This is a genomic window from Amniculibacterium sp. G2-70, assembly GCF_014353055.1.
In the GTDB taxonomy this organism is placed as follows: domain Bacteria; phylum Bacteroidota; class Bacteroidia; order Flavobacteriales; family Weeksellaceae; genus Amniculibacterium; species Amniculibacterium aquaticum.
On record NZ_CP060698.1, the window covers coordinates 152,724 to 166,663 of the forward strand.

12 protein-coding genes and 1 pseudogene are annotated in these 13,940 nt (G+C 37.0%); 6 read left to right on the forward strand and 7 right to left on the reverse strand.

What is annotated here, in order from left to right:
• Window positions 1-13: 13 nt before the first annotated feature.
• Together H9Q20_RS00710 and H9Q20_RS00715 are read right to left on the reverse strand one after the other, a co-directional pair.
• Window positions 14-877 carry a DUF58 domain-containing protein gene (locus H9Q20_RS00710; RefSeq protein ID WP_187478060.1) on the reverse strand — a complete coding sequence of 288 codons (864 nt, stop codon included), beginning with the start codon at window positions 875-877 and terminating at the stop codon, window positions 14-16.
• An 18-nt stretch (window positions 878-895) separates the two neighbouring features.
• Window positions 896-1,900, reverse strand: a complete 1,005-nt coding sequence (locus H9Q20_RS00715; protein ID WP_124642528.1) for an AAA family ATPase — start codon at window positions 1,898-1,900, stop codon at window positions 896-898.
• Window positions 1,901-2,156: 256 nt separating this feature from the next.
• On the opposite strand from H9Q20_RS00715, the gene H9Q20_RS00720 reads away from it, so the two are divergent.
• From H9Q20_RS00720 to H9Q20_RS00745, 6 genes are all read left to right on the forward strand, one after another.
• Window positions 2,157-2,627 (forward strand): DinB family protein, encoded by a 471-nt coding sequence (locus tag H9Q20_RS00720; RefSeq protein WP_124642526.1) that lies wholly within the window; start codon window positions 2,157-2,159, stop codon window positions 2,625-2,627.
• Between the two features lie 117 nt (window positions 2,628-2,744).
• Window positions 2,745-3,449, forward strand: coding sequence for a 23S rRNA (guanosine(2251)-2'-O)-methyltransferase RlmB (gene rlmB / locus H9Q20_RS00725; protein ID WP_124642532.1), 705 nt, complete (start codon window positions 2,745-2,747; stop codon window positions 3,447-3,449).
• Between the two features lie 75 nt (window positions 3,450-3,524).
• Complete coding sequence (locus tag H9Q20_RS00730; protein ID WP_124642524.1) at window positions 3,525-4,562, forward strand: DUF6263 family protein; 1,038 nt, start codon at window positions 3,525-3,527, stop codon at window positions 4,560-4,562.
• 23 nt (window positions 4,563-4,585) lie between these two features.
• The gene (locus H9Q20_RS00735; protein ID WP_124642522.1) at window positions 4,586-4,810 is read left to right on the forward strand and encodes a hypothetical protein; all 225 of its coding nucleotides are present in this window, start codon (window positions 4,586-4,588) and stop codon (window positions 4,808-4,810) included.
• Window positions 4,811-4,961: 151 nt separating this feature from the next.
• Window positions 4,962-7,520: a DUF4064 domain-containing protein gene (locus H9Q20_RS00740; protein WP_187478061.1), complete on the forward strand. Its 2,559-nt coding sequence runs from the start codon at window positions 4,962-4,964 to the stop codon at window positions 7,518-7,520.
• Window positions 7,520-8,821: a glycosyl transferase family 1 gene (locus H9Q20_RS00745; protein ID WP_187478062.1), complete on the forward strand. Its 1,302-nt coding sequence runs from the start codon at window positions 7,520-7,522 to the stop codon at window positions 8,819-8,821. Before H9Q20_RS00740 ends, H9Q20_RS00745 begins: the two co-directional genes overlap by 1 nt.
• Before the next feature lie 28 nt (window positions 8,822-8,849).
• Here H9Q20_RS00745 and H9Q20_RS00750 read toward each other — a convergent pair.
• From H9Q20_RS00750 to H9Q20_RS00770, 5 genes and pseudogenes are all read right to left on the reverse strand, one after another.
• A pseudogene (locus H9Q20_RS00750) lies at window positions 8,850-10,228 on the reverse strand (nucleoside permease).
• 17 nt (window positions 10,229-10,245) lie between these two features.
• Window positions 10,246-10,842 (reverse strand): bifunctional nuclease family protein, encoded by a 597-nt coding sequence (locus H9Q20_RS00755; RefSeq protein WP_124642513.1) that lies wholly within the window; start codon window positions 10,840-10,842, stop codon window positions 10,246-10,248.
• A 117-nt stretch (window positions 10,843-10,959) separates the two neighbouring features.
• Complete coding sequence (locus H9Q20_RS00760; RefSeq protein ID WP_124642511.1) at window positions 10,960-11,907, reverse strand: electron transfer flavoprotein subunit alpha/FixB family protein; 948 nt, start codon at window positions 11,905-11,907, stop codon at window positions 10,960-10,962.
• A 43-nt stretch (window positions 11,908-11,950) separates the two neighbouring features.
• On the reverse strand, window positions 11,951-12,697 hold the full coding sequence (locus tag H9Q20_RS00765; RefSeq protein ID WP_124642509.1) for an electron transfer flavoprotein subunit beta/FixA family protein: 747 nt from the start codon (window positions 12,695-12,697) through the stop codon (window positions 11,951-11,953).
• Between the two features lie 263 nt (window positions 12,698-12,960).
• On the reverse strand, window positions 12,961-13,932 hold the full coding sequence (locus H9Q20_RS00770; RefSeq protein ID WP_124642507.1) for a Gfo/Idh/MocA family protein: 972 nt from the start codon (window positions 13,930-13,932) through the stop codon (window positions 12,961-12,963).
• Window positions 13,933-13,940 lie beyond the last annotated feature (8 nt).

A 13,940-nucleotide genomic window follows, 5' to 3' on the forward strand; every position in this document is an offset into this window, starting at 1 on the left:
AAATACAAATAAGTTATTTCTGTTGAAAGTACCTTAGAAGCTTTTGTGCATAAGCCTCACCGGATTTTAAATTTAAAAATCCTGCCGAAGCATTTTCGAAAACTTCTTGAGTCTGTCTCAATTTTTGTTTTTGTTTTTCAGCAAATTCATAACGCCAACGGCTGTTGGAAGTGTTTGCCCAGAATTGTTTCCCGGTTTCGGCATCTACAAATCGGGCATAACCGATATCTGGAATTTGCTGATCTTTGTCGTCATAAATTCTCATGGCCAACAGCGCATGTTTTTTAGCCGTAACTTTTAGTGTTTTGTTGGAAAAACCGTCTTCGAAATCCGAAAACATAAAAATAAAAGATTTCTTCTTAAACACATTCATCATGTACTGCATGGCACCGTCCAAATCGCTTGTGCAAGGCTTGTATTCGACTGTTAGGATTTGTGATATGATGGACAATACATGCTGTCTGCCTTTTCTTGGTGGGATTACTTTTTGTATCTGATCCGAAAAAAGAATTAATCCTACTTTGTCGTTATTGGAAACGGCAGAAAAGCCAATGCTGGCACATATTTCGGCGACAAATTCTCTTTTTAATGAGACTTGGGTTCCGTAGTCCATGGAAGCAGAAACATCGACCACAAGCATTACGGTCAGTTCCCTTTCTTCTTCCATAATTTTCACAAAAGGTTCTTGGAAACGGGCCGTTTTATTCCAGTCTATTCTTCGTATTTCATCGCCAAACTGGTAAGTTCTCACCTCGGAAAAAGTCATCCCTTGCCCTTTCAGCGCCGAATGATATTGTCCCATAAGTGCAGCTTCGGACTTCCTTTTGGTTCGGATTTCGATTTGCTTTACTTTTTTGATGATATCTTTGATTTCCATTTTCAACCTTACGCTTTTCTATGGAGCTTGAATTTTATTTAGGATTCTATCCACAATTTCCTCCGTGGTTACCTCCTCCGCTTCGGCCTCAAAACTTAGTCCCATACGATGTCTCAAAACATCTTTTGCAATGGATCTTACATCTTCAGGAATTACAAAAGCACGATTATTGAGAAAAGCCATAACACGAGAAGCAATGGCCAAATTGATGGAGGCTCTTGGAGAGGCACCAAAACTGATATAATTTTTCAGTTCGCTCAGTCCGTATTTTTCAGGATAACGAGTGGCAAAAACCATGTCCAAAATGTATTTTTCAATTTTCTCATCCAAATATATTTTGTTGATGATTTCTTTGGCTTCCACAATGTGTTGGAGGCTGATTACCGGTTTTACTTGAGGTTGATGCGAAGTAGATACCATTCTCATGATGCTTCTTTCATCTTCAAACTCAGGATAGTCGATCTTGCATTTCAGCATAAAACGGTCGCTTTGTGCCTCGGGCAAAAGATAGGTTCCTTCTTGGTCGATCGGGTTTTGAGTAGCCAATACCAAAAAAGGTTTGGGTAAGGCCATGGTTTCATCACCGATGGTAACTTGTTTTTCCTGCATGGCTTCTAACAATGCCGATTGTACCTTGGATGGTGCACGGTTAATTTCATCGGCCAAAACAAAATTGGCAAAAACAGGACCTTTTTTAATTTTGAAATCGTTGTCTTTTACATTATAAATTTGAGTACCAACCACATCTGCCGGCAACAAATCCGGAGTAAATTGTATCCTAGAAAATTGACCGTCCACGGCTTCTGCCAAGGTTTTTATCGCCAAAGTTTTTGCCAAACCCGGTACACCTTCCAAAAGGATGTGTCCATTACCCAAAAGTCCGATGAGTAAACGATCTAACATATAATGTTGGCCGATGATGACTTTATTGATTTCTTGTTTTAGTAAGGAGAATGAAAAATTCAGTTGTTGAACTTTTTCGTTGAGTTGTTTAATTTCTTCAGCTTGATGAGTTTCAGACATGCTACAATAATTGAAATATTCCGTAAAATTGCGATTTTTTTTAAGAATACTCAACACAATTAATGCCAGTTGTAAGTTAAAATTTGTTAAATATAATTCTGACAATTCAATTTTGAAAGCTAAAGTTTTGTAATCCATCATGAAAACCTCTGATTTTCACACAAATATTGCTAATCCATCAAATCTTTCTAATGCCATTCATTTTTTGTACATCTCATGATAATACAGTAATTTTGACGATATTTTTTGAAATACAATGAATTACCATTTCACAGCACATAGACAGACTAGAAAAAATCTTTTAGACATCTTACAAAATACTTCAAAGGAAGATCTTTTACTTATCCCAGACGGCTTCAACAATAACATTTATTGGAACATTGCCCATTGCGTAGCTACCCAACAACTTTTGCACTATTACCTGAGCGATAACCCTTTTAGAATTGATAAATATTGGGTTGAAACTTATAAAAAAGGAACACTTGCTAACCTGAATGTATCTGCCGATGAGATTGAAGATTTGTCGTTCTTGTTGATTGAAACATCCAAAATTTTGATGAAAGATTACGATGCCGATTTCTTTACAGATTATACCAGTTACACCACCAGTTTTGGTATGGATCTAAAAAACATCCAAGATGCCATCATCTTCAACAACATGCACGAATGCTTGCATTTTGGATATGTTATGGCACAAAAAAGAGCCATTATTGGCGAGAAATATTAATTAAAAAATTATAAAATAGTGAATCTAAATAATCACGATAGAAGACCTAAATTTCATAATAATTCTTCTGAAAAAAAAGAAAGTGAAAAAGATTTTATTTTCGGACTTAGACCCGTTATGGAAGCCATAGAAGCGGGAAAAACCATAGACAAAATCTTTCTACAAAACGGTTTGCAAGGTCCTATTGTTGCTGATCTTAAAAAACTTTTGGCCAAACACAACCTGAGAGCAAATTATGTTCCGATAGAAAAACTGAACCGTTTTACCAGAAAAAACCACCAAGGTGTTGTGGCTTTTATCTCGGATGTTCCTTTTTATAAAATTGAAGACTTGTTGCCTCAACTTTTTGAAGAAGGTAAAACCCCTTTCCTATTGATGCTGGATAGACTGACCGATGTTAGAAACTTTGGAGCAATCTGCAGAACGGCAGAATGCGTGGGAGTTGATGCCGTTATTATTCCTGAAAAAGGAGCTTCACCAATTAATTCTGATGCGATAAAAACCTCTGCTGGAGCCATTTATAACATCAAAATTTGCAAAGAAAAAAATCTGGCACATACGGTAGATTTCCTTCAACAAAGTGGCGTAACGGTATTTGCTGCAACAGAAAAAGCCCAAAAACACATCTATGATGTTAGTTTTACCGAACCTTGTGTTTTGGTAATGGGGAACGAAGAAACGGGTATTTCTAAAGAAGTCCTGCACCATGCCGATGAAAAAATAAAACTCCCCATCGAAGGTAAAACCTTGAGTTTAAATGTTTCTGTAGCTTGTGGTGCCATCCTTTACGAAGCGGTGAGACAAAAATTAACAAAAATTTAGCATAAATTTTAACTTTTAAATTGAAACAAAATAGATCTGTAAAGGACTAATTGTTATCAACATCAAAATAATTAAATGAGAAAAGTAACTGCACTTGCATTTTTATCCATACTTGCAATTTCTTGTAAAAAAGAAACAACAAAAATCACAAAAGTTGACGAAAAAACCGGAAAAATTGTTACCGTAGAAGTTCCAAAAGATTCGGTGAAAACGGTGGAAGAGCACCCTGCCATCAAAGATAGCTTGGGCGTTTATCATCAAACATTCAAATTAGAAATTGGCAAAACCTATCCTTTCACCACATTCCAAAAACAAGTGATGACCGTTACGGCTCCCGACGGAAAATCCCAAAGCGGTACCAACGAGGGAACAGACGAGGTGAGTTTTACAGTGAACGGATATAAAGACCATGTCTATGACATGACCATCAATTTCATCTCTAAAAAAGCAGTACAATCCGGAAATGGAAAATCATTGGTGATCGATACCAAACAATCCAGCCCCAAAGAAGAAGCTTTAAAACAAGAATGGGCCATGCAAAAAGCATTAACCGAAAACAAATTGCAAATGAAAATGGATGACAAAGGCAAAATCTTATCCATTACAGGCTTTGATCCGGTGTATGCAAAAATCACCAAAACCCTTTCTGGACTGACAAAAGATCAAAAAATCATCAACGGGATGAAAGAAAACATGAAAAATTCTTTCAACGAAAAAACATTGAAGGAGCAGTTTTCTAAAAACATTTTGATTTTACCCGCAAAAGGAGCAAAAATTGGTGAACAATGGGTGGAGAATGAAAAAATGTCCGCCGATGGAAAGGTAAATCTCAAGACCACCTATACCCTAACCAGCGTTGGAAACGGAGTTGCGACAATTTCCATAAAAGGCGGTATCCCAAATAAAACCGAAAAACAAAGTCAAGGCGGTATCACCCACAGCATGAGTTCTGAATTGGCACAAAACGGAACCATTACTTTTGATCAGAATACCGGGTGGATTAAAAACCAAAATATTTCTGTAAAAACCACTCAGAAAGAAAGCATGACCGATGGAAAGCAAAGTCAATCGATGACCAGCACCACCACCACAAGCATAAAAGTTAATCCTTAATAAAAGGGAAAATTATTTGTAAAATGAAATATATTTTAGAATTAATTCTTAGCACCATCATCATATTCTTTGTTTGGAATATGCTGAAAAGAATATTCTCCAACTATTTTTATACATCAATAAGCAAGAAATTCCAAGCCCAACAAAATCCATATACCCAGTCCCAAAATAAAAATAAACCCAAAGAGGAAAAAATAAAATGGGATGCCGAAACGGTGGATTATGAAGAGGTTGAACAAAAAAAATAGAACGATTTTCAACGATCATTCAACCCATTATTTTGTATGAACGAAATAAAAATGAATATCTTAAAATAGAATTTATCCTTCGAGGTTTTACAACTTCGGAGGATTGATTTTTTAAATAAACATTAAAAATTAAGACCAATTCCTCAATTTTATGGAAAAAAATAAAAAAATAATCTTCATCTTGGCAAGCCTTATTTTGTTTGCTCTATTGGCCTTTTTCTATGCCAATCCTGTACTTTCCGGCAAGCAACTCTTTCAACACGATATTGTGCAATACAAAGGCCACGCAAAAGAACTTTTGGATTACAGAGCTCAAAACGACAAAGAAACTTATTGGAGCGATTCCATGTTTGGTGGGATGCCCACTTACCAAATGGGTGCCCAATTTCGTGGCGATTTCATCCAAAAAATAGATAAAGTTTTATTTTCTTTCCCCAAACCGGTCAATTATTTATTTGTTCTGATGGCTGGGTTTTTCCTATTGGGAATGGTCGCCGTAAGAAATTGGAAATATGCACTTTTGGGCGCTTTATTTTTTGGTTTTTCAACATATTTTTACATCATCATCGCTGCGGGGCACAACGGAAAAGTACACACCATAGCCTATTTTGCACCGGTTTTGGCAGGGATTTTATTGGTTTATATTCGTAAAAAATATGTCCTTGGTTTTTTCATCACTACCCTTTTCATGGGATTGCAATTGGCCGCAAACCACCCGCAGATGACTTATTATTTGTTTTTGGGATTGGGCTTTTTGTTCTTGTCAGAATTGATTCGAGCCATTCAAAAAAAGACTTCGTGGAAACATTTTTCAATAGCAACAGCAGTTGTGGGATTGGCGTGTATTTTGGGTGTAGGCATGAATTCCCAAAGAATTATGGCCAATTCCGAATACATCAAAGAAACCATCCGTGGAAAACAAATTTTGGATAACGGTAAACATTCTTCTGATAAATCTGGAATGGACAAACAAAGCATTCTGAATTGGAGTTACGGAAAAATGGAAACGCTGAATCTCTTTATCCCAAGATTAATGGGCGGAAGCAGCCAAGAAGAAGGCAGCGAAGAAATGATGAGCCAAATACAACAATTGGTACAAGACAATGCCACCTCACAAAACGAAGTGGACAATATTGTAAAAGGTCTGCAAAGCCCAACTTATTGGGGCGAGCAACCTGGAACTTCCGGACCGGCTTATCAAGGAGCAGTAGTGGTTTTCTTGGCCATTATCGGATTCTTTTTTGCACCAAGAAAATACAGAGATTGGATATTGGGAGCATCCATCTTGACCGTCGCATTGGCTTGGGGCAGCAACTTCATGCCGCTTTCGGATTTCTTTATCGACTTTGTACCTTTTTATAATAAATTCCGAGCACCAAGCTCTATTTTGGTGGTGGTTGAATTGTTGTTCCCACTCTTGGCTATTGTTGGTTTGTATCATTTTTTCAATACGAAAGATGAATTTGAATCGGTTGAAGAAAATGAACTTGCAGAACAAAAGAAAACTAAAAAATTCTTAATTATTTCTGGATCTGTACTCGGTTTCATCTTCTTACTTTTGGTTTTTGGTAAGGCCATTTTAGGTTTCCACAACGATACAGAAAACACCTATCTACCGGCTTGGCTGTTGGATTATTTGGTGGATGAAAGACAAAAAATGTTCCGAGCCGATGCCATAAAAGCCATGATCTATGTTCTGATTACCGCTGCTGCAATGTGGTTGGTTTTGAAGAAAAAAATCTCACAAAACATCGCGCTTATCATCATTGGATTGGTGAGCTTATTCGATTTATGGACGGTGGATAAACGATATTTGAACGAGGGAAATTTCATCGATAAAGTTTTTGCTGATAATCCTTTCCAAACCGAAAGTTCTGAATTATTGGTAGAAAAAGTGGGTGACAATCCCAACCTGCAATCGCTTTTGGCGTATGCACCCATCAACAAAACTTTGGAAACCATTGCGGACAAAGACAAAACGCATTACCGAATTTTCAACCAACTGATAAGCCCTTTCAACGAGAACAATACTTCCTATTTCAAATCGTCTGTAGGCGGTTATCACGCTGTGAAATTAAGAAGGTACGACGATCTTATCAACCATTATTTTTATTCTGAAGATAAAAACAAACAGCAACAAATTCCGGAAATCCTGAACATGCTGAACACCAAATATATTGTTGGAGGTTCTGTAGAAAAACCAGAAGTTCAGATCAATCCATTGGCCAACGGGAATGCGTGGTTTGTTTCGGATGTAAAGTTTGTAAAAACTCCAAATGAAGAAATTGATGAGATAGGGAAAATCATCACCAAAAAAACAGCCGTGGTTTCTGAAACCGACAAGGCTTATTTTAAGGATAAAAAAATGGCTGCAGACAGTACGGCAAACATTCAGCTTACAAAATATCAAGCCAATGAAATTGAACTGAAAACGACTTCTAAAACACCACAATTGGCAGTAATTTCGGAAATTTACTATCCAAAAGGATGGAAAATGAAGGTGGACGGTAAAGAAGTTCCGTACATAAAAGCGGATTATTTGCTAAGAGCAGTCTATGTTCCGGCAGGAAATCATCTTATTAATATGGTCTTCGAACCAGAAGTCATCGAGAAAGGAAAAATATTTTCGATGATTGCATTCTGCATTTTCATTCTGCTTACAGCCGGTGGAGTTTATTGGGCAAGAAAAAATAAAATTCCATTGTACTAATGGTTGAGAATAAAAAAATCCTCGTTATCACTTATTATTGGCCTCCAGCAGGAGGTCCAGGCGTACAGCGATGGCTGAAGTTTGTAAAATATCTGCCTGAAAACGGATGGCAACCTACGGTTTTCATCCCTGAAAATCCCAGTTATCCTTTGTTGGACGAAAGTCTGAATGCCGAAGTACCAAAGGGTCTGAACCTCATAAAACAAAAAATTTGGGAACCGTATCAATGGGCTGAAAAACTGAACAAAAGCAATAAAAAATTTAAAGCCGGACAATTTGATGTTGCTAAAAACCAAAGTTGGAAGTCCAAACTTTCCATCTGGGTTCGAGGAAATTTTTTTATTCCCGATGCTCGAGTTTTTTGGGTGAAACCTTCTACCAAGTATCTTAAAAAATATCTTACAGAAAATCATTTTGATGCCGTGGTAACCACAGGTCCTCCCCATTCGGTGCATTTGATTGGTTTGGGTCTGAAAAAATATTTTCCCAAGTTAAAATGGATCGCTGATTTTCGTGATCCTTGGACTGAGATTTCGTACTACAAACATTTAAAATTAACTAAAAATTCGGATAGAAAACACCGCGATTTGGAAAAATTGGTTTTCCAAAATGCCAATCTTACCTTGGCTACCAGCTACACCGATGCCGAAAATTTCAGGAAAAAAGGAGCTCATGCGGTTTGCATCACCAACGGATTTGATGTGGAAGTTGCTACCGGCCAATCTTCTGAAAAAAATGAAAAATTCACCCTGAGTTACATCGGAGTTTTGGAGCAACTAAGAAATCCTGAAATCCTTTGGAAGGTTTTGAACGAAATTATTTCTGAAAATATCGAGTTCAAAAAACATTTTCAACTAAAATTTGTAGGCAGGTTAGACGATAAGATTTTCAGAAATATTCAAGAGACAGATCTAAGCTCGGTATTGAACGATTGTGGCTACCTCAGTCATCAAGAATCTTTAAAAGAAATGAGTCGATCGGATGTTTTGCTCATCACAAATTTCCCAAATGACAATTCTAAAGGAATTATTCCCGGGAAATTATTTGAGTATTTGGCTACCGGAAAAAGCATACTATCCTTTGGCCCCAAAAATGCCGATGTAGAAAAAATATTAAGCAGAACCCAATCTGGAAAACATTTCGAATACCAGGTAGAATCAGAAATTTTAAAGTCTTTTATTTTAAAAGAATTTGAAAATTGGAAGATGAATTTCAATCAAAATCCACCTGAACACATTGATGAATTTTCAAGAAAAAACACTGCAAAATTACTCGTTGAACAACTGAATTTATTGCAATAAAAAAACCGCTTTTCAGCGGTTTTTATTTTTAATGGCTAACAGATTCTACTTCTGTAGGATTGTGTTTGTGTTTAAAAAAAACGGCAAACAACACGGCAATAATAATGCATAGAGTGCAAAAGAAAGCCAGATGCTGTGCCAATCTCTAAGCATAACGGCTTGAGACAAAATGTGATCTGCCGAAATATCGATTTTTTGATTTCCTAAGAACGAAAGAAAAGCAGCATTGTCCACCGAGGTTTCTAAATGATTTGCCAATTCTGTTGCGTTGGTATAAGAATGGGTGAAGAATTTATCGATCAACCAACCTGAGGTCAAACTCCCTAAAACAGCTCCAAAACCGTTGGTCATCATCATGAATAAACCTTGAGCTGAAGAACGAATTTTGGAATCGGTTTGGGTCTCTACAAACAAAGATCCGGAAATATTGAAAAAGTCAAATGCCATACCGTAAACGATGCAGGAAAGGATGATGTGTACCAATCCGAAACCTGTTGGAGCACCATAGGCAAACAAACCAAATCTTAATACCCAAGCCAACATGGAAATGAGCATCACCGTTTTGATCCCGTATTTTTTCAAGAAAAAAGGAATGGCCAAGATGAATAAAGTCTCGGAAATTTGAGATATCGACATGATGATGGTAGAGTATCTCACCACAAACGATTCTGCATATTTGGGAAAGTTTTTGAATTCATCCAAAAAAACATCTCCATACGCATTGGTTAATTGTAAAGCAGCACCCAAAAACATGGAGAAAAAGAAGAACAAGGCCATCTTGTAGCTTTTAAATAATTTAAAAGCATCCAACCCTAAAATTTGGATGATGGTTGCGTTTTTGTCAATTAATTTTTGAGGTGGACATTTGGGTAATGTAAAAGAGAATATACCCAACAACAAAGCGGAGATCCCGGCAATGTAAAACTGATATTCATTGGATTTGCTGCCCGATAGATTGGTGATCCACATGGCTGCAATAAAACCTACTGTTCCCCAAACTCTGATGGGTGGAAAATCTTTGACAACATCGCCGCCACTGTTTTTCAAAATGTTGTAGGATATGGAATTATTGAGTGCAATGGTAGGCATGTAGAAACACATGGCGAGGAACATCATCCAAAAAAAAGCATTTGGATCTCCTGCTTGTGGCAAACTAAAGAGGACGGCAGCATACGCAATTTGTAGTGCACCGTAAAGTTTTTCGGCATTTATCCATCGATCGGCAATAATTCCTGTTAGAGTAGGCATAAAAATGGAAGCAAACCCCATGGTCGAAAAAATCAGTCCAAATTTGGTCCCATCCCAATGTTTATTTCCAAACCAGTAATTGGCTATGGTAATTAACCAAGCACCCCAAACAAAAAATTGAAAAAAATTGAGTAGGGTAAGTTTTAATTTAAAATTCATCTAATTGATATGTTTACTTAATCTATTTTCTTGTTTCTTCTTTTTATTTCTTCTTGCAGTTCCATCGCCAAGTCGTAATCTTCGTCTTTTACGGCATCTTCTAAAAGCACCTGAAGGTCGGATGTTGAAATGTTTTCCCAATTGTTCGTGGTATTTTCAGAAATAAAAACTTCATCTTCTAAAGATTTTTCTTCAATTTCCAAAAGAATTCCGGCTTCGTTCAGTACTTGCTGGGTGGTGAAAATAGGCGCATCAAAACGAACTGCCATGGCTACAGCATCAGAAGTTCTGGCATCTAAAATCATTTCATTTCCAGAACTTGAGTTTCTTAAATTTATATTGGAAAAAAAGACACCGTCAATTATTTGATAAATTACTACCGATACCACTTCAAAGCCTGTCGAGATCATAAATTTTGTAAACAGATCATGAGTTAACGGTCTGGGCGGTTGTAGATCCTTTTCCAATCCTAAAGAAATTGATTGAGCTTCAAAATTACCTATCACTACGGGTAATTTCACATTGGTTTCTTCATGTTCCAACAGCAGTGCATACGCTCCAGATTGGGTTTGGCTATAGGAAATCCCTCTTATTATCAATCTTTTATAATCCATAAAACAAATATACTTTATTTTTTAACAAATTGTACTTCTGTCCTGTAATTTTCAGTACAGTAACCATAAAAAAAGTTCGGAAAAAATCCGAACTTTAATATTTATTTAAAACGAATATTATCCTTTCAACGCTTTAATTTTTTCAGTAAGAGCTGGGATAATTTGGAAGGCATCACCAACAATTCCGTAATCTGCAGACTTGAAGAATGGAGCTTCAGCATCGTTGTTGATGACTACAATGGTTTTAGAGGCATTAACACCTGCCAAATGTTGGATGGCACCAGAAATTCCTACAGCGATGTATAAGTTAGGCGAAATTGCCTTACCGGTTTGTCCAACATGTTCTGAGTGAGATCTCCATCCGATATCGGAAACAGGTTTTGAACATGCTGTTGCAGCTCCCAATACATTGGCCAAATCTTCAATCATCCCCCAGTTTTCAGGACCTTTCATTCCTCTACCGGCAGAAACTACGATTTCAGCTTCTTTAAGATCTAATTTTCCTGAAGCTTCTTCGTGAGAGATCACTTGGATGTCGTTTCCGGATACATTAACTGCTAGACTTTCTTCGGAACCGCTAACTGCATTGGCTTTCACTCCAAAAGCATTTTGAGCAACAGTAACCACAACGCCAGAAGCATCGGCTTTTGCCATCATAAATCCTTTTCCGGAGAAAACTTTTCTCTTCGCTTGGAATGGAGATACACTTTCTGGAGTTGCAATCGCATTGGTAATTAACGAATAGTTTTTCTGGATGGACAACATAGGAGCGATGGACGACGCCATTGTGCTGTGTGGAAGTACTATTATATTTCCGTTTGTTGCTTGGCTTAGAGCCTCTGCATAGGATTTGGAGCTAAAAGACTTCAACGCTTCGTTCTCTATTTTGATGACTTTAGAAGCACCGTATTGGTACAAAGCATCTGAAGCATCCGTTGGGTTTATGGTTACTGCCGTTACCGTATCTCCTGCCAAATCTGCGATCGATTTTGCATAAGAAACTGCTTCTAGAGCAGATTTTTTATATTTTCCGTTTATATTTTCAGCGTAAACAAATATTGCCATTTTTTTTATTTTAAAGTTAAAAATGAATGATTAAAACAATCGATTAAATTACTTTGGCTTCTTCGTGAAGCAAACGAACCAACTCATCGATATTGTCTGGAGAAACCAATTTTACTGCAGCTCTGGCTGGTGCGCTTTCGAATTTTACAGCTTCTACTTTTACTTCCGTAATTGTAGGTTCTACCACTTGCAAAGGTTTCGTTCTTGCAGACATAATCCCTCTCATGTTTGGGATGATCAATTCTGTTTCTTCAACCATTCCTTTTTGTCCGGCAATTACAGCAGGTAATTTTACACCAACGGTTTCTTTTCCGCCTTCTATTTCTCTAACAGCCTTAGCTTCATTTCCATTCACTTCAAGACCGATACACGCATTTACAAAAGATTGGTCCAATAACTGAGCCAACATTCCCGGTACAGAACCTCCGTTATAATCGATGGACTCTTTACCACAAAGGATTAGATCGTACGCTCCATTTTGTGCAACTTGTGCAATTTCTTTTGCTACAGAATAGCTGTCTTTTGGATCTTGGTTAATTCTGATGGCATCATTTGCACCAATGGCCAACGCTTTTCTGATAACCGCTTCGGTATCTGGAGTACCCACATTAACCACGGTTACCGTTGCACCTTGTGATTCTTGAAGTTTAACCGCTTTGGTCAAAGCAAATTCATCCAAAGGATTGATTACCCATTGAATTCCGTTTTTATCAAAAGCAGATTGATCTGCCGTAAAATTAATTTTAGAAGTAGTGTCCGGAACACTGCTGATACAAACTAATATTTTCATTTTTAATGATTGATTTTAAAATTTTGGTAAAGATAAATAAAAAAAGATATTATGCATGCATACTAAATTGCGTTTTGTTATTCTTAGCATTTAAAGTAATACTTTGTACATTACACAAGACTTATATCTTTTTAATCGAAATATTTTTTTAATTGTTGTTTTTTGTTAAATATTGCAAAAACTTCATTTTTATAATTATTCCAAAACTGCATACAAAAAAGAGAGTCTTTTGTCTTTGAAATGAATAATGAATAATTGAGATTTTAATTCACATTACTGATGAGCCTCATAATTTCTAAAGCCACTTTTAGAGCTTCGGTACCGTCTTCAACAGAAACTTCAACAGGGCGGTTTTCCTTGATGGCCAACGCAAATGAATTCAGCTCGTCTAAAATGGCATTGTTGCTCTCTATATTTGGATATTCGAATAGGATTTGAGCTTTCTCGCCTTCAGCATTTTCAATAATCATATCAAAATCCGAAGGGTTTTCTGGAGCTTCTTTCATGCGGATTACCTCGGCTTTTTTCTCCAAGAAATCTACAGAAATATAGGCATCTTTTTGGAAAAATCTTGATTTCCTCATGGCTTTCATCGAAATTCTGGAGGTGGTAAGGTTAGCAACGCAACCGTTTTCAAATTCGATTCTGGCGTTGCAAATATCCGGTGTTTTGGATACCACCGCTACTCCACTCGCATGGATGGCTTTTACTTTAGATTTTACCAAACTTAATAAAATATCCAAATCGTGAATCATCAGATCCAAAACCACCGAAACATCCGTACCTCTTGGGTTGAATTCTGCCAAACGGTGGATCTCAATGAACATGGGATCTTGGATGTAGCTTTTGGTTGCAATGAATGCAGGATTGTATCGTTCTACATGTCCTACCTGAGCTTTAATTCCATTTTCACGACAAAGTTTTAGAATTTCCTCTGCCTCTTCCAAGGTTTTGGTGATGGGCTTTTCTATAAAAAAATGTTTTTTATTTTCGATGGCTGCTTTGGCGTAATCGTAATGGTAAAGTGTGGGCGTTACAATGTCCAAAACTTCAATTTTCGACAAAAGATCTTCGAAATTTTCATAAAATGCATAACCCAATTCGGCTTCCAGCTTTTTTCCATTTTCCACATCTTTGTCATGGAAACCAACCAATTCATATTGTTCTGATTGCTGAAGAAGTCTTAGGTGAATCTTACCCAAATGTCCAGCTCCAACAAGACCTGCTTTTAACATAAAAATAA